Source organism: Flavipsychrobacter stenotrophus (assembly GCF_002954265.1).
Taxonomy (GTDB): Bacteria; Bacteroidota; Bacteroidia; order Chitinophagales; family Chitinophagaceae; genus Flavipsychrobacter; species Flavipsychrobacter stenotrophus.
This window is the reverse complement of record NZ_PPSL01000010.1, coordinates 19565-35703: the sequence shown is the minus strand read 5'-3', so window position 1 is coordinate 35703 and position 16139 is coordinate 19565. Positions and strand designations below refer to the sequence as shown.

Here is a 16139-nt window from a genome sequence, read left to right as displayed (position 1 = left end):
TTATTGTATAGCTACCTTGTCTGTTTTAGAGAAAGATGTGCTGTTTACTTTGTAAACATAAACGCCTGTAGTAAGAGCGGAAAGATCATAGTTGCTGAATTTTTCAGTCAATGAATGAGTGAAAACAGTTCTGCCGGCCATGTCATAGATAGTTATAGTCGCTTCGCCGTTTATTTCCTTCGCAGCATTTACAAACAGTGTTTTGTATGCGCTGTAGATATTGATATCATCAGCCTGCATGTTAACATTGCTAACGCCAACCGGATTGTAAACAGCGGTAAGATCATCGATCCACAACTTGCTGCCCGTTACTGATGTATTCTGATCTGCTGATGAAGTAATATTGACCATAATGTATGCTGGCGATGACGCACTTACGTAAGTAACCGGAACGCTGAAGCGTGTCCATGTAGTTGCATTGGAAAGCGGCGTTACAAAAGTAGCACCACCTATTTTATTTGCAGTAGGGTCGGGGTGATTGGTTGTTGGCGTTTCAGGATCGAAGTAGTCGCCGGTGTGTAATATTACTTTTACACGGCCTTGCTCAGTTGCCGCACCTTGCGTGTATTGGTACCAACCAGTTACACTGTCCGGGCGGCCGGTAAATGCCATGCGGCGGACATCGCTCGAATTAGAAAAGTTTACCGTACCAATATAGCCATCTGTCTTTATAAAAGACGGTGCACTCACAACGCCTGTTGTTACGTTTCCGTTTATAGCAGTAGACAATGGACCTGATATTGTTTCGACACGAACACATGATGTGCCTGAATGAACAATAGATGTTTCCTGGAAGCAAGTCTGGCCACCTGCCTGCGCAATAGTGGAACCTGATTTATTAGAGAACCAATTGGTAGGTTCCGCAGCTACACCCGGGCTGGCATTGCCGCCCCAGTTCTCAAAACCTCCATTGGTAATGGCAGTCTGCGCCATAGCAGATGATGTGATGGCAGAACAAATAAGTAGAGTAGAAAGTATCTTCATGTATTGTGGTTTTTATGATTAAATACGGCGGTAAAAGTACAGGTAATATTGTTGAGAAAGTGCGTAAAAAAGCAGTTGGTGCAAAAGGTGTGGGTAAATATTTGAACAACTAAATGATTGAGGATTTAATGGTAAAATCATATGGATGTTACTTTGTTATATGCGTTGTTAATTAACGGTATTTTTGTAGGTTTGTATAGTTTAACAATTATTTTTTAACAATAAGCGGGAAACGGTAACTGTGCGGGTGATAGCAACGATAGTTGGTGGCAGGATATATAAGTAGGTTAGTTACCGGTTTGATACGCTCTATATAAATTATTCAAGAATGGGATGTAGTAGTTGCGGCACTGCGCCCGGTGGTAAACCCTCCGGATGCAAAAGTAATGGTGGTTGCAGTACAGGTGGGTGTAACAGACTTAATGTACATAACTGGCTCAATGCCTTGCCTCTGCACGATAGTGCAAAGCCTTACCCGATAATAGAAGTATCTTTTAATAAAGGAAGCAGGAAGGAATTCTTCCGTAACAATACCAATAATATACTGGAAAAGAATGACTGGATCACTGTAGAAGGTGTGAGTGGTTATGATGTAGGACAGGTAAGTGTGACGGGTGAATTGGTAAAACTGCAATTGAAGAAATACAGTACTACCGAGAATGGGGTAGTGAAGCGTGTGCTGCATATGGCTACCGAAGAGGAAAGGACCATGTGCCAGACACAGAAAGATAGAGAACCCGAAGTGCTTATCCGCTCTCGCGCCATAGCCAGTTCGCTCAATCTTGCCATGAAATTGTGCGAGGTAGAGATACAGGCAGATGGTAAAAAGGGAACTTTCTTCTATACGGCCGATCAGCGTGTAGACTTCCGCGAATTGATAAAGCTTTATGCTAACGACTTCAAACTAAAGGTGGAAATGCGCCAGATAGGTGCCCGCCAGGAAAGTGGTAAAGTGGGTGGTATTGGCTCATGCGGTCGCGAACTATGCTGCAGCACATGGTTGACCGATTTCAAATCAGTTAATACCACAGCAGCCCGCTATCAGAATCTGTCTATCAATCAGACCAAATTATCAGGTCAGTGCGGCAGGTTGAAGTGCTGTCTGAACTATGAGTTGGATACCTACATGGATGCTTTGTCTGTATTCCCTAATCATGCGGAGTCATTGGACACAGTAAAGGGTGTTGCTCACCTGCAGAAGAGGGATATCTTTAAGAACCTGATGTGGTACAGCTTCTCTGATAACAACAAGCAATATCCGCTCAGCATAGAGCGCGTAAAGGAGATACAGAAAATGAACAAGCTGGGCCAGAAAGCAGATGAACTGCAGCCTGTAGAGCTTGAAGTAAGATCTGAGAAGGGTGTGTTGAAGGCCATAGATATGGGCTTTGTGAATGATGTAGGTCAGATCACGCTCAAAAACCTTGAAAAGAACAGCAAGAAGAAAAAATCTGGTAGCGGTAATAAACCACAGCAGGGCAACAGGCCTGCTAATGCGCCACAGGGTGCCGGTGGTGGACAACAACGTAACCGACCACAGCAGGCCAATGCAGCCCCCAATGCCGACGGTACGCCGGCTACACCACAGCCACAGCAGCCGAGGAACCGCCCTAACCAGGGTGGTAACAGGCCGCCGCAACTCAATGCTGATGGCACGCCGGCAGCACCACAGCAGCAGCGTAACAGGCCCAACCGCCCGCAACAGGTGCAGGGTGGTGATGCTGCGCCTAATGCTGATGGTACACCTGCACCGCAGAAACAACAGAACAGGCCTAATCAGGGGCAGGGTCAGAAGCCACAGGGGCCACGTCCTAACCAGGGACCTAAGCCTCAACAGGGCAGGCCAAATCCTAATGCCGATAACAGCGCACAGGATGGACCAAAGGTGGAGGGAGATGCAAAGCCGCAGGCACCAAGGCCACAGCAGAACAGGAACAAACAGAGACAAGGTCCACCAAGGCAGAATCCGCCTCAGGAACCTCCTGCTCCATCCGTTTAGTGTTTAGTGATATAAGGTTTTAGCAGATCAGTGGTATCACATTGGTATAAATGATAGAGAATTAAGGGGCCGAGCGAAAATGGAATTATACCGTGATAGTTATATTGACGAAGGTTAAACCAACTTCGTTAGGAAAATTTAAAAAAATAATCCCGACCATTGGTCGGGATTATTTTTTGCCACAATATTAAAAAAAATATTTTGCGCAATCAAATGGTTGCTCATATATTTGCAATCGAACGATTGCGCATAAAATATGAGAAGAGATGTATTCCAGGCTATAGCCGATCCCACACGGAGGGCAATATTGAGTTTGCTGGCACTTCACGCTATGACGCCTAATGCCATTGCCGGACATTTTGATTGCAGCAGGCAGGCTATATCTAAACATATACAGATACTAGCTGAGTGTCAGTTGGTGGAACAACGGCAAATGGGTAGGGAGATCAACTATCACTTCAACGCTGAAAAAATGAAAGAAGTAGATATTTGGATGGAGCAATTCCGCAAGCAATGGGAATCGCGATTCGATCAACTCGACGAAATTTTAAAAACTCCTTAAAATAAATAAGATGGCAAAAAATGAAGCAGTCTTTACTAAAGACCTTGAAAACAAGAAACTTACTGTGGTAAGATCATTCGATGCGGCCGTGCAGAAAGTATGGGATGCGTGGACAAAAGCTGAGATACTTGACCTCTGGTGGGCTCCAAGGCCCTATAAGGCAGTTACTAAAACAATGGATTTTAGGCCCGGGGGGATGTGGCTATATGCTATGACTTCTCCTGCCGGAGAAAAGCACTGGTGCCGGGTAGATATTCATACAGTAGCTGCCAACAGCAATTTTACCAGTTCAGCAATGTTTTGTGATGAAGAAGGGAATATCAATGATCAATTCCCGGTAATGCATTGGAATAATACCTTCAATCAGTCAGGCGACCAAACAACGGTGCAGTCTGAAATTTCTTTCAATAAGATCGCAGATATGGAAACGATCATACAGATGGGCTTTGAAGCAGGCTATGCAATGGGTCTTGGTAATCTCGACGAGTACCTGGCGATGTAGTGGGCAATTGGTGAATAATATTTCAAAGGTGTTTAATGTGCAGAAATGTTCGTTAGACACCTTTTTTACGATGAATATATTTTGAGTAATTTAGCGGGAGAATAATAGGTTCTTATACGATATATTCTAAATCATAGAGTAATGACAGTTAAAGAAATAATGGCCGAACTGGAAGCTGCCGGCAGTGAAAGTATCAAAAAGATATTGTTGAAACACGGGGTAAAGGAGCCATTCTTTGGAGTGAAGATAGAGTACATGAAACCTATCCAGAAGAAGATAAAGATGGATTACCAACTGGCAAAAGATCTGTATGCAACCGGTAATGCAGACGCTATGTATCTGGCGGGACTGATTGCTGATGATGCAAAGATGACGAAAGCCGATCTGCAGATGTGGGTAGAGCAAGCACTGTCTAACAATATCTGCGAGTATACTGTGTCGTGGGTTGCCGCAGGTAGTCCGCATGGCTACGAAATAGCAATGCAATGGATAGAAAGTAAGGAGCCTCATATAGCATCAGCAGGCTGGTCCACCCTTAGCAATATACCTGCTATAAAAGTAGATGCTGATCTGGACATAGCTGCTTATAAACCCCTTCTTGATAGAGTGGTGAAGACCATACACAACGCAGATAATAGGGTAAGGCTGAAGATGAACAATTTTGTAATTGCCATTGGTTCTTTCATTGCTCCGCTTACAGATGATGCAATAGCAGCAGCAAAGAAAATTGGTGCAGTGGAAGTAAATATGAACGGCACTGCCTGTAAAGTGCCGGATATTGCTGACTATATTAATAAAGTAAAGGCCAAGGGGGCATTAGGCAAGAAAAAGAAAACAGTTAAATGTTGAGTTTAGAAATGATGAGAAATCATACAAGGAAATATGTTTATTCGGTGGCTGTGGTAGCAGCATTTTCGTTGTTGACAGGATGCGGATTATTGCGAAAGAAGGCGCCGGTAAAAGAGCTGAACGGCATCTGGATACCTGTGCAGCAGGAAATCGGTGGATCTCCTATTCCAGTTGGGTTTATGGAAGGTACGGAATTGACTATAGCAGACAGCAGGTACAAGGTGATAGCAGGTGTTGTAGACAAAGGAGTTATAAGGTACAACGGAGACAAAATGGATATTTACGGCAAAAAAGGACCAAATGCCGGTAAACATTTTATGGCCATATATAAATATGACAACGGTGAGCTGACCATCTGCTACAATTTGAATGGTGACGCATACCCTAAAGCGTTTGACACAAAAAGTAATGCGATGTTTTTACTATCCGTATATAAAAAGAAAGGGAAAGAGTAGTTGGTGTACTTCTAAATACAAAGCCCTGCAAACATAGTATGCAGGGCTTTGTATTTTAAGATTGTCTGTTATTTATAAGCAGTATATAAACTGGTTATACCAAATGTCAGTGGTCGTGCTTTGGCATTCTTATAGCCGCAGCTGGTAAGTATCTTACAAAAATCTGCTCCCTGAGGGAAGGCCATTACCGACTCGGGTAGATAAGTATATGCTCGGCTGTGCTTAGATACAAGCCGACCCATTAGTGGCAGTATGAATTTGAAATAGAAGCCAAATAACTGCTTTATCGGGAAGCCGGTAGGGTGAGAGAATTCCAGTATCACCACTTTACCTCCGGGGCGCAATACACGGCCCATTTCCGTCAATCCTGCTTCCAGGTGCTCGAAGTTACGGGCGCCATAAGCACAGGTAACCACGTCGAAGTGGCCTGTTTCAAACGGCAGCGATTCACTATCGGCAGTTTGTAGGGTTATGATATTAGAAAGATTGACATCCTCTATTTTTTTACGTCCCACTACCAGCATCTGGTCCGCTATATCAATACCGTCTATGTGTTGTGGTTTTAATGATGCAGCGGCAATGGCCAGGTCGGCAGTGCCTGTAGCTACGTCCAGTATACGGGTTGGTTTCAGTTCTCCCGCCTCGGCAATAGCTTTTTTGCGCCATCCTTTGTCTATGCCCATAGACAGGAAATGGTTCAGAAAATCGTAGCGGCCGGCTATATTGTTAAACATTTCGGCTACCTGAGCTTTCTTATTTAAATTTGATGCCGCATCAGGGAGTATCTTTGCTGCGGGATTAGTATCATTGATCGACTGCATTAGTGCAAAAGTACAACCAAACCAGATGGAAATAACAACCGCTAAATACTTAATAAGCAATATAGATGTTAAAGCTTGCCCAAAACCTGACAAGCCTGAATATGCGTTCATTGGAAGATCTAATGTGGGCAAGAGCAGCCTGATAAATATGCTCACCCGTAATGCAAAGCTGGCCAAAACATCGGGCAGCCCGGGAAAGACGCAGCTCATCAATCACTTCCTCATCAATAATGCTTTTTATATAGTCGATCTGCCCGGTTATGGTTTTGCCAAGCGCTCTAAGGTGCAGCGCGAGGAGTGGGAGAAGATGATAGATGCATACCTAAAGGAGCGAACCAACCTTGTCACGGTTTTTGTATTGGTTGATAGCCGCCATTCGCCACAAAACCTGGACCTTGCCTTTTTGCGCAAACTGGGAGAGTGGGGTGTACCGTTCAATATTGCTTTTACCAAGGCCGATAAGATAACCCAGCGTGAGGCTGCGAAGAATAAGAGCCTGTTTGTAAACGCAATGAAAAAGGAATGGGAATATATACCCCGCACATTTATGACCAGTGCTGAAAAGTTTCATGGCCGTAACGACATGCTGGGCTATATAGGCGAACTGAACGAAGAATGGGTAATGCCGGAGCCGGATGCTAAGCCGAATATGGAGATGCCCTTGTAGTAGTTATTTTATTGCGGTTTCCTTGTCGGCACACATCTTTATTAATTTGCGCGCTTTTGTATTGTTAGGGTCCAGCTTCATTGCCTGTTCAGCAGCGTAACGCGTATTTACACAATCATTATTGCTGTAGTAGGCATACCCCATAAAAGTCCATAGCTCCGGGTCTTTGGGCGATGCTTCAATGGCTTTTTTGAATAGCGGGAAAGCACTATTGTAGTCCTTTACCTTACAACGTTCTAAGGCAAGTTTGTAATAGTGATCTGAAATATTGTAAGAGAGGTATTGCAGCCCCGAGTGGTTGGGATAGTGTTCTGCCACGGTCTTGCAGTCTGCCATTGCTGAATCATATTTTCCCTGTGCTATATAACCAACACCGCGGTTCACAATAGCATCAACATATTCGGGATGTATCTGTAGTGCTTTGTTGAGATACCACATTCCTACTTGAAGAACAGATGATTTTTCGCCGGAATTTCGTCTTTCATCATTAATGCCTTCAGCATATTTTATGAAAGCACCACCTGCGTATCGGTTGGCCGACGCACTATTGGGTACTGTCTGCACATCTTTTGTAAACAGTGTGAAGTCAGACGCCCAATCTTTATTTCTATTGATAGTTATATATGCTGATGCGACTATAATTAATAACAGCGATCCCCCTGTCATTGCCTGCACCGCTTTCTGACTTCTCGCAGTGTTCATTAAATAACTAATTAGCCACGCCAACACAATTGCAAATCCCAATGAAGCATGATATGCCAGCCTTTCGCCCATTGGTGCGCCTATGTTAATCAATACATTGCTGACCAACAGCAGAAAGGCCAAGAATAATGCGATGGCAAAGCCAAGAACATGCTGGCGCTTCGAGAATATCCATGCCATAACTATGAGAATACCATATACCACTATCGACGCCCATACCTTCAAAGAGCTGAAATCAGAGTAGGGGATCTGATTGAAAGAGTAGTCGCAGGAGAGCGCATTGGGGACGAACAATAGCTTGATGTAGTCGAGCACGACTGCAATTATAGATGCTGCCTTTTGTGAACCTGTTGCGTACAAGTATGGATTATTGAGAATGTCTGTAGATACTGCCGCGTCTGAATGGCTGGTGGCAATTACCCTGAGGGAGATATAAATACCCAACGGTATAACGTAAGGCAAAGTGGCTATTGCGCTATGTTTTAATGAGCTTTTACCCAGTGTAAAGAATGCTAGTGGCAGTAGTCCAACTAAAGCAATAGCATACTCTTTAGATAGCAGTGCCAGTAAAAAGCAAGAAAGGGCAGAAATGAGGTGTATAATTTTTTTACTTGATGTATACTTAAAAGCCATTAAAAATGTCAGGCAGATGAAGAGCAGGGACATGATCTCATCTCTGCTTTTTACATTGGCTACTACCTCGGTATGTAATGGATGAATAGCGAATAGCAGCGCTGCAAGAAAGGCTGCCAGAGAGTCATTGGGGGAAATCAACTTCCGGAGGAATTGCAGCAGAACGATCACAGACAATATATAAAGTAACACATTGACCATATGCCTTACGTGCATATCACTAAGCAATTTATCATTACTTACTCCGGGGGCATTATTGCCCACTACCTGTTGTTCTATCGCAAAGGTGACAATAGACAATGGCCTATACCTGCCACCCTCCAGGCGGGTATTACTGTTTTGCTGCTTAAAAGAGTTCTCCATGGCATCGCCCATCAGTATGGCAGGTATGCCGCTTATGCCACTTTGTACAGATGGATTATTAATGATAATGGGGTTGTCATCAAGCGCATAGCCATTCTGAAAAGTATTGGCATAAAAGATCAGGCAGATCACTGCCAGTATAAACGCCTGCCAGCGAAAGGAGCTAAGCCACCGCATTATTAGGGTAGTCGTATGAGGTGCTGTTTGTTGCATGGGTGATCAGGGATTAAAAATAGAGGAAATTTGTGAGCTAAGTTGTCTGAATCTGTGTTGATCAGTAAGCTTAAGAATATCCGGCATAACAGACTTATATGTGCTTATGTTGCAGAGAGGCATAATTGCTTCTCCTGATCTGGCCTTTGCAGACGTAACCCATAACATAAACCCATATTTACCCTTTTGTATTTTGGTTTTGAAATTGATATACCTTTACAGCCCGATTAATGGCTGTATTTCACAACATAGACAACCTGCCTTCATTTAACAATGCGGTATTGACCATTGGCACATTCGATGGTGTGCACCAGGGGCATCGTGTTATATTAAAGGAAGTAGTGGTCCATGCGGCCAAAGTAGGCGGCGAAAGTGTGCTCATTACTTTCGATCCGCATCCTCGCAAATTACTGTTCCCCGATCAGCCTCTGGGTATCATTACTCCGCTTGAAGAAAAGGAACGTTTGCTGCATGAGGCGGGTATTGCCCATATTATAGTAGTGCCGTTCACGCAGGAATTTGCTCATTTGTCGGCAAGGGAGTATGTGGAGGAGTTTTTAGTTGGTAAGTTCAAACCCCATAGCATTGTTATTGGTTACGATCATCACTTCGGTCACGACAGGAAGGGAAATATCGATATGCTGAAGGAGTATGCTCCTGTCTACAACTACCAGATGATAGAAATTCCGGCGCAGTTGATAGAAGCAGCGGCTGTAAGTTCTACCCGCATACGTAATGCCATTAAAGAGGGCAGGGTAGAAGATGCAGCCCATATGCTGGCCCGCGATTATTCCCTAAAAGGAACGGTGGTGCATGGCAATAAACTGGGCAGAACAATCGGTTATCCTACAGCCAACCTGCAATTGCTAGACAACGAGCAGATAATGCCGGCAATAGGTGTATACGCCATAAGGGCCCGTTACAAGGGAGTACTTTATGGTGCTATGATGAGCATTGGTTATAACCCCACCGTTACAGATAAGAAGGAAGTGCGCATAGAAGCCAATCTATTCGATTTCGATATGGATATCTATGGAGATGAGCTGGAGATCATTTTCGTAAAGCGCCTGCGCAACGAACAGAAGTTTGATTCTCTTGAAGCCCTGGTAGAGCAGATACACCAGGATAAGCGCGATACACTTGAAGTACTGGGTGCTCAATAAGTGATTTTTTTCAAGTAAATATATGCAGCACTGCTACCGCAACTGGTGATATAATACTCAAGGCAGGGCTACGTTACACACTCTCCTCCTTTTGAAGGAGGAGTACCCTAAGTTTCGGCTTTTTCTGCCGAAACTTAGGGGGAGGTGGTTATCTGCGTTTCATAGGTGCGTTAAAAAGCACAAACATTTATTGCCCTCATACGTCTCTTCATTTGCTATTATCGTTTAACTTTCCATTCCTATTGTAAATAGTTGGTTTTATGATGACTAGTAAGCTGCACCTTATTGATGAGCAGACCTCACCGCTACAGCGCATAATGTGGGTATATAATGCCGATGAACCGCAACGACGTGTGTTTGAAAACAATATTTGTGCCTTTCATATCGGGCACGGATATTTTCTGAGTGTGGCTCATAATCTGCGTATACAGGCCGGTTACTTTAAATCTATAAGCGAAGAGATATATCAGAAGGAGCTGTTGTACAAGCTGGATGGCTCACAGAAATCTTTCTTAGACCAGCATTACTTTACAGACGAGTACAGTCGTAAGATGTATCTGAACAAAGTAGATAACGCGGCACTACAAGGAATCGGTAACATTCTCAAGCAAAAACGCTTCGATACCCGCTGGGTGACGATGGCCGAAAAGACGATATGCCGACCGCACCTTGTGATACAATTCAAAGACAACACCTTTTATAAGGAAGAGGATATTTACCAATATTTCAAGCCCCACCAGGTATTTACAGAAGGCGAAATAAAGAAGAATACTTTCCTCATAGAAGTGGAGCTTGTTGAGGCATTTTACAGTGCAGATATAGCACTATACAAAATCGTAAACACGCCGCAGGAAGTCATAGACCGCATACCGTCGGTAGATGTGAACTGTGATCTTATAGAAGATGATCCGGGTAGTTTGCACTGCCTGCAGAGTGCGCCAAGCAGTAGTGTTGGCCGCATGTTCAATACTGCCAAACTAGAGGGAATGGTAGACCACCTGAATATGATGCCAGATGATTTTGGCGGCAATTATATTCATGAGGGTTACCGCTACCTGGTTAATGGTTACTTCCGCTTCGGTTCATCTGGCGCGCCCTATCTCGTGTATGATCCTATCAGGTGCAAGTATGTGGCCAATGCCATACAGAGCGAAGCATGTGGTATCCAGTTCGACATCAGGCATGAGCGCGAAGGAAACTTTCAGTACGATCATGCCATGGCGTCACCGCTATACCTCATAAAAGATCAGCTAAAGGCGTTGAAGGTCTGTGATATGTCAGGATTTGAAAACGTCTTTTAATATTGCGGCAAGTCTTATCCCGGCTATGGTTATTTCATTTACTATCACTTCTCTGTTTTTGCCGGTGTAGGTTTCATCGATCTTACCATCTTTAAAATCATAAACTGCTTTCAACTGCGAGCGCGGTTGGCTAATCCATTGCTGCACATTGATCACAGATAATTTCTTTATGTCTTTCTCTTTGAGGGAGATCAACAATGCAAGGCAGGTAGCGGTTGTGATGTTTTCTTTTTCTATTATTTCAGAATCCCACAAGCGGTGCAGGTTGGTGCCGTGTCCATTAAATTGTAGCTGAACAGTGTTACCTCCTTTGTCTATACCATACCCTACGTGCAGCGGCTGGTGCAGATCGCCTGTAAGATGGAATATTATGAGCAGGTCCTTTTTTATGTCCTCATTACTCATTTTATCGTGGTGCTCCAGTTCAGCTATAACCCGCGACAGTTGATTAATGATATTCGCATCCTTGGTCTCTTCATAGGTCTTGCCTTCGTCTACGTTCACATAATGCCATGGCTTCATGTAGTCGAGTGTATGGTCACCTTTTATCTCATCCATCCAGTTGGCAGCCTGCTCCAGGCTCATGCCGTCGAGGTATTTATTTACAGTAGCAGTTGTTTTTGGGTCCAGCAGGTTAAATGCCACTTCGGCTACCATGGTATGACCCTTTTTACCCCATGCAAAAACGGCTAATGGTAATGCTATTGTGATTATTATTATGAATAAACTTTTCTTCATGTTGCAAAGTTATATGGGTTGCCTTACATTCGTCTGTTCCTATATTTACTATCTTGTTAATCTTGCTATTGCATGTCGTCAATTGGTCATCAGGCATATATTGGTTAACTTGCGCCAATATGAGAAAAATTATAACCTTAACACTTGTACTGGCAACATTGTTTGCTGTAAGTTGTTCTACTAAGCAGGCAAATCCTATGCAGTATTCTATCAGCAATATTGTTGATGTTACGATCAAGCAATATCAGGATACTACTTTTTACATGGCAACAGGCCTTGAATATTTAGCCGGTCCGCAGGAAACGGCAACAATTTCAATAGGCGATCTTCCTGCCGGATTAACTGTTTCGCCCACATCTATAAGCGGCACACCTTCTTTTGCCAACTTGTTTACATTTCATGCGGCTACATCTGTATCAGGTTCATTCCCGGTTACTGTTTCGGTAACATCCGCGTCTTCAGGCACTCAGAATTTTACGTTTAATGTTATCGTTACACCCGTAAATCCGCTTGTATATAATCTCAATACATTGCCCAACCTTACCATACCCCAATATACCTTTACAATGGTAGATCTGCCTATCAATGCTACCTATGTATCAGGGCATAATGAGGATGTGACCTTTACACCATCTTCTACTTTATCTTCATTTGCGTTTACTCCTTACAGCGTCATCGGTCAGCCACCTTTTTCAACCTTTGTAACTATGAGAGGTGCACCAATGACACCCGGAACATATACAGTATCGCTCAATGGCCACTCTCAGTCATCCGGTGCGCAGCCACATAGTTTTAGCGTTAATGTTACACCAAGCTCCGATTGTGCTCCTGAATTGCGTCCCAAACCAACGACTGATCTGTGGGTTTGCACTACTTCGTGTACATCTTATACAGGGCCCGAGACCACCAATGCTTCGCTTCGGTCTATTACTGTTCTCAGTACAAACAATGTTAAAATGGCTGTGCCATTTATGGATATGAGAGGCGTGCTTAATTGTTCCGCACAAACCCTCTCTATTACCCCATCCACTTACTCCGGACTTTCAGTAAGCGGCGGAACAGGTACATTTTCACCAGACATAGTTGTGATCAATTATACACTTTCAGGCTCCATTAATAGTGGTTGCACTACAACTTTTACCAGGTAAGTATTCGCGGTAAGGCAACAACAAATGCGTATGTAACTAACTCGCATGTACTTTGATGCCGAATGTATGGTTCGTCTGGTTAACCAACAATATAAAATATAATAAGGGCGGTGATTCACAAGAATCACCGCCCTTATTTATTATGAATGAAAGACTAAGCAACCTCAGCTTTCTACTATCTACTATCTACTATCTACTACAGCGCAAAAGCATCATCAACCAGCTGCTGCTGCTCAATAGCATGCTTCTTGGCAAAGCCCGTAGCAGGCGATGCGCTCGCTGGGCGGCTCAGGTACTTGATAGGGAAGTTATCCAGTGTCATGCTCAGGAAAGGCAATGCGCCCATGTTCCTTGGCTCTTCCTGCACCCACATCCATTCTGCTTTTTTATACTTTTCACGCAGTTCGTTCAGCTGTGCCTGTGGTAAAGGATAGATCTGCTCCAGCCTTACAACAGCTACATCTTCGCGCTTGTCGGTGATCTGTTTCTCACTTATATCGAAGTATACCTTACCTGTACACAATACCACTCTCTTCACTTTCTTTACATCAGTAATGTTCGGATCGTCTATCACTTCCTTAAATCCACCCGTGGTGAATTCTGCCATTGGTGAGTAAGCACGTATGTGGCGCAGATTGGCCTTTGGTGCAAAGTTCACCATTGGTTTACGGAAGTTCCACGCCAACTGTCTGCGCAGGCCGTGGAAGAAGTTAGCCGCAGTGGTGATGTTGGTGATGGTCATATTCAGCTCTGCACACATCAGCAAGAAGCGCTCCATACGGGCACTTGAGTGCTCCGGTCCGCCGCCTTCATAACCATGAGGTAATAATAATACCAGGCCATTCATAGCACCCCATTTCTGTTCGCCGCTGGTTAGGTACTGATCTATAATAGTTTGTGCACCGTTAGAGAAGTCGCCATACTGTGCTTCCCATAGCACCAGGTTATTAGGGTTGGCCATGGCATAACCATATTCAAAGCCCATTACCGCAAACTCACTCAGCAGTGAATTGTAGATATACATCTTGCCTTGCTTGTCTGCAAGACGGCTCATTCTGTTGTATGGCTTATTGGTATTTTGGTCGTAGATAACTGCATGGCGGTGGGAGAATGTACCGCGCTTCACATCTTCACCGCTCAGGCGCACTTCCTTACCTTCTGCCAGTAAGCTTGCATAGGCCAGTAGTTCACCGGTTGCCCAGTCTACCTTAGCTTCTGTATCATATAGTTTTATCTTATCGCTCAGCAGCTTTTCTACCTTCTTCAGCGGGCTAAAGCCTTCAGGCCACTGCATCAATGACGCGAATATCTTCTTGAATGTTTCCTCAGTTATTGCAGTATCAGGTGATTTAACGAAGTCATCTGCTTTTGCCTTACGCAGTTCCTTCCACCATAGTTCTGGCTTCTGGTACTTGTATGGCAATGGTTTTTGTTTCGCTTCGTCCAGGCGCTGCTGCAGGTCGTCCCAGAAACGGGTCTCCATGTCTTTCGCCATTGTCTGCGCGTCGGCTTCGCCATGCTGCAAGAGGTACTGCGTGTATACTTCGCGTGGGTTAGCGTGCTTGTCTATTAGCGCATACAACTGTGGCTGCGTGAACTTAGGCTCATCACCTTCGTTATGGCCATGCTTACGGTAGCACACCATGTCAATGAAGATATCCTCATTAAATTTCTGGCGGTAGGCCACTGCAAATGCAGCGCATTTCACTACGGCTTCGGCATCGTCACCATTTACATGCAGTACTGGCGCATGCACCATAGATGCAAGGCTGGTGCAATAGTCAGATGAACGCGCATCATCAAAATCTGTTGTAAAGCCTATCTGGTTATTGATCACATAGTGGATAGTACCACCTGTGCTATAACCTTCCAGCTTAGACATCTGCAACAGTTCATAACCAATACCCTGGCCGGCTACTGCCGCATCGCCATGTATGAGTATAGGCAATACCTTGTCGTATTCGCAATTGTACAGTGTGTCAGCCTTTGCCCTTGCAAAACCTGCTACCACCGGGTTTACGGCTTCGAGGTGAGATGGGTTAGGGGTGAGCTGTACGTTTATATTTTTACCGTTAGGGGTTACAATATCAGACTGGAAGCCAAGGTGATATTTTACGTCGCCACTGCCCATTGTCATGTCTTCGGGCATATTACCTTCAAACTCAGAGAATATCTGTTCGTATGTTTTCTTCAGTGTATTGGCAAGTATGTTCAGTCGGCCACGGTGTGCCATACCTATTACCACTTCCGCTACACCTGCGTCAGCCGCATCATTCAGAATAGTATCAAGTGCTGCAATGGTACTCTCACCACCTTCCAGACCAAATCGCTTTTGGCCTATGAATTTTGTATTGAGGAATTTTTCAAAAATAACCCCTTCATTCAGCTTCTCCAGTATGCGCTTTCTCTGAGTTATTGACAATGGCTTCATCATCATTTCCTCATAGTTGGTCTTTACCCAGTCGCACTTTTCAGTACTGTTTATGTAAGTAAATTCTATACCTATATTGCCGGTGTATAATGTCTGTAATCTTGCAAGGATCTCCTTCAGGGTCGCACCCTTCATGCCCATATAGCTCCCTGCGAAGAAGGAAGTGTTCAGGTCGGCGTCAGACAGGTTGAAGCGGCTTAGCTCCAGCTCTGAATGGCGGTCCTTACGAGAGCGGATAGGATTGGTGGTAGCCGACAGGTGGCCTCTCTTGCGGTAAGAACGGATCAGTTGAAATACACCGAGTTCTTTACTCATCTGGTCTCCGCTGATAGCGTTTTTGCCGGTTTCGGCAGGTGCGCCATTACCAAGCTTATTAGATGCGAAGTCGAAGCCTTCAAAGAATTTTTTCCATTCCGGGTCTACTACTGTGGAGTCTTTTACAAAATCATTGTACAGAGATTCTATGTATTCCGATGTTGGTCCTGTTACGTAAGAGAAGTCCTTCATTGTCAGAGAAAAGTATTTTTATAAGCAAAAGCGAAATTCGTAGCCATTTAGACGAAAACAGCCCATTATTGTCGCAAATTTAGTTTAAAATGGTTAAAAGA

14 protein-coding genes are annotated in these 16139 nt (G+C 44.2%); 9 read left to right on the top strand and 5 right to left on the bottom strand.

Annotation, left to right across the window (positions count from 1 at the left end; translation table 11 throughout):
• On the bottom strand, positions 1-984 hold the full coding sequence (locus CJD36_RS21780; protein ID WP_105041328.1) for a PCMD domain-containing protein: 984 nt from the start codon (positions 982-984) through the stop codon (positions 1-3).
• Between the two features lie 328 nt (positions 985-1312).
• Between CJD36_RS21780 and ricT the strand changes: the two genes are divergently transcribed.
• The 5 genes from ricT (at position 1313) to CJD36_RS21755 (ending at position 5351) form a co-directional block, all read left to right on the top strand.
• Positions 1313-2983, top strand: a complete 1671-nt coding sequence (ricT, locus tag CJD36_RS21775) for a regulatory iron-sulfur-containing complex subunit RicT (RefSeq protein WP_105041327.1) — start codon at positions 1313-1315, stop codon at positions 2981-2983.
• A 256-nt stretch (positions 2984-3239) separates the two neighbouring features.
• Positions 3240-3545, top strand: a complete 306-nt coding sequence (locus tag CJD36_RS21770) for an ArsR/SmtB family transcription factor (RefSeq protein WP_105041326.1) — start codon at positions 3240-3242, stop codon at positions 3543-3545.
• 10 nt (positions 3546-3555) lie between these two features.
• Complete coding sequence (locus CJD36_RS21765) at positions 3556-4047, top strand: SRPBCC family protein (RefSeq protein WP_105041325.1); 492 nt, start codon at positions 3556-3558, stop codon at positions 4045-4047.
• 141 nt (positions 4048-4188) lie between these two features.
• Positions 4189-4896, top strand: coding sequence for a DNA alkylation repair protein (locus CJD36_RS21760; protein WP_105041324.1), 708 nt, complete (start codon positions 4189-4191; stop codon positions 4894-4896).
• Positions 4890-5351, top strand: coding sequence for a hypothetical protein (locus CJD36_RS21755; protein ID WP_105041323.1), 462 nt, complete (start codon positions 4890-4892; stop codon positions 5349-5351). The genes CJD36_RS21760 and CJD36_RS21755 overlap by 7 nt, the downstream gene beginning before the upstream one ends.
• Positions 5352-5419: 68 nt before the next feature.
• On the opposite strand, the gene ubiE is transcribed toward CJD36_RS21755, so the two are convergent.
• The gene (gene ubiE, locus CJD36_RS21750; RefSeq protein ID WP_105041322.1) at positions 5420-6172 is read right to left on the bottom strand and encodes a bifunctional demethylmenaquinone methyltransferase/2-methoxy-6-polyprenyl-1,4-benzoquinol methylase UbiE; all 753 of its coding nucleotides are present in this window, start codon (positions 6170-6172) and stop codon (positions 5420-5422) included.
• A 25-nt stretch (positions 6173-6197) separates the two neighbouring features.
• On the opposite strand from ubiE, the gene yihA reads away from it, so the two are divergent.
• Positions 6198-6839: a ribosome biogenesis GTP-binding protein YihA/YsxC gene (yihA, locus tag CJD36_RS21745; protein WP_105041366.1), complete on the top strand. Its 642-nt coding sequence runs from the start codon at positions 6198-6200 to the stop codon at positions 6837-6839.
• Positions 6840-6842: 3 nt separating this feature from the next.
• Here yihA and CJD36_RS21740 read toward each other — a convergent pair whose 3' ends face one another.
• Complete coding sequence (locus tag CJD36_RS21740) at positions 6843-8750, bottom strand: glycosyltransferase family 39 protein (protein ID WP_105041321.1); 1908 nt, start codon at positions 8748-8750, stop codon at positions 6843-6845.
• 230 nt (positions 8751-8980) lie between these two features.
• Here CJD36_RS21740 and CJD36_RS21735 point away from each other — a divergent pair, with 230 nt between their 5' ends.
• Positions 8981-9913, top strand: coding sequence for a bifunctional riboflavin kinase/FAD synthetase (locus CJD36_RS21735; RefSeq protein ID WP_105041320.1), 933 nt, complete (start codon positions 8981-8983; stop codon positions 9911-9913).
• Positions 9914-10173: 260 nt separating this feature from the next.
• Positions 10174-11214, top strand: coding sequence for a hypothetical protein (locus CJD36_RS21730; protein WP_133162753.1), 1041 nt, complete (start codon positions 10174-10176; stop codon positions 11212-11214).
• On the opposite strand, the gene CJD36_RS21725 is transcribed toward CJD36_RS21730, so the two are convergent.
• The gene (locus CJD36_RS21725; protein WP_105041318.1) at positions 11191-11952 is read right to left on the bottom strand and encodes a S1/P1 nuclease; all 762 of its coding nucleotides are present in this window, start codon (positions 11950-11952) and stop codon (positions 11191-11193) included. The two genes, CJD36_RS21730 and CJD36_RS21725, sit on opposite strands and share 24 nt — an antisense overlap.
• Positions 11953-12071: 119 nt before the next feature.
• Between CJD36_RS21725 and CJD36_RS21720 the strand changes: the two genes are divergently transcribed.
• Entirely contained in the window at positions 12072-13100 is a 1029-nt protein-coding gene (locus CJD36_RS21720; protein WP_105041317.1) for a hypothetical protein, read from the top strand.
• A 196-nt stretch (positions 13101-13296) separates the two neighbouring features.
• On the opposite strand, the gene CJD36_RS21715 is transcribed toward CJD36_RS21720, so the two are convergent.
• Complete coding sequence (locus CJD36_RS21715) at positions 13297-16038, bottom strand: 2-oxoglutarate dehydrogenase E1 component (RefSeq protein WP_105041316.1); 2742 nt, start codon at positions 16036-16038, stop codon at positions 13297-13299.
• Positions 16039-16139 lie beyond the last annotated feature (101 nt).

Bases quoted from the DNA above. Each gene is read 5' to 3' on its own strand.
- CJD36_RS21735 (WP_105041320.1), top strand. From the start codon at position 8,981: ATGGCTGTATTTCACAACATAGACAACCTGCCTTCATTTAACAATGCG.
- CJD36_RS21770 (WP_105041326.1), top strand. From the start codon at position 3,240: ATGAGAAGAGATGTATTCCAGGCTATAGCCGATCCCACACGGAGGGCA.
- CJD36_RS21720 (WP_105041317.1), top strand. From the start codon at position 12,072: ATGAGAAAAATTATAACCTTAACACTTGTACTGGCAACATTGTTTGCT.
- CJD36_RS21765 (WP_105041325.1), top strand. From the start codon at position 3,556: ATGGCAAAAAATGAAGCAGTCTTTACTAAAGACCTTGAAAACAAGAAA.
- CJD36_RS21725 (WP_105041318.1), bottom strand. From the start codon at position 11,952: ATGAAGAAAAGTTTATTCATAATAATAATCACAATAGCATTACCATTA.
- CJD36_RS21715 (WP_105041316.1), bottom strand. From the start codon at position 16,038: ATGAAGGACTTCTCTTACGTAACAGGACCAACATCGGAATACATAGAA.
- ricT (WP_105041327.1), top strand. From the start codon at position 1,313: ATGGGATGTAGTAGTTGCGGCACTGCGCCCGGTGGTAAACCCTCCGGA.
- yihA (WP_105041366.1), top strand. From the start codon at position 6,198: ATGGAAATAACAACCGCTAAATACTTAATAAGCAATATAGATGTTAAA.
- ubiE (WP_105041322.1), bottom strand. From the start codon at position 6,172: ATGCAGTCGATCAATGATACTAATCCCGCAGCAAAGATACTCCCTGAT.
- CJD36_RS21730 (WP_133162753.1), top strand. From the start codon at position 10,174: ATGATGACTAGTAAGCTGCACCTTATTGATGAGCAGACCTCACCGCTA.
- CJD36_RS21780 (WP_105041328.1), bottom strand. From the start codon at position 984: ATGAAGATACTTTCTACTCTACTTATTTGTTCTGCCATCACATCATCT.
- CJD36_RS21760 (WP_105041324.1), top strand. From the start codon at position 4,189: ATGACAGTTAAAGAAATAATGGCCGAACTGGAAGCTGCCGGCAGTGAA.
- CJD36_RS21755 (WP_105041323.1), top strand. From the start codon at position 4,890: ATGTTGAGTTTAGAAATGATGAGAAATCATACAAGGAAATATGTTTAT.
- CJD36_RS21740 (WP_105041321.1), bottom strand. From the start codon at position 8,750: ATGCAACAAACAGCACCTCATACGACTACCCTAATAATGCGGTGGCTT.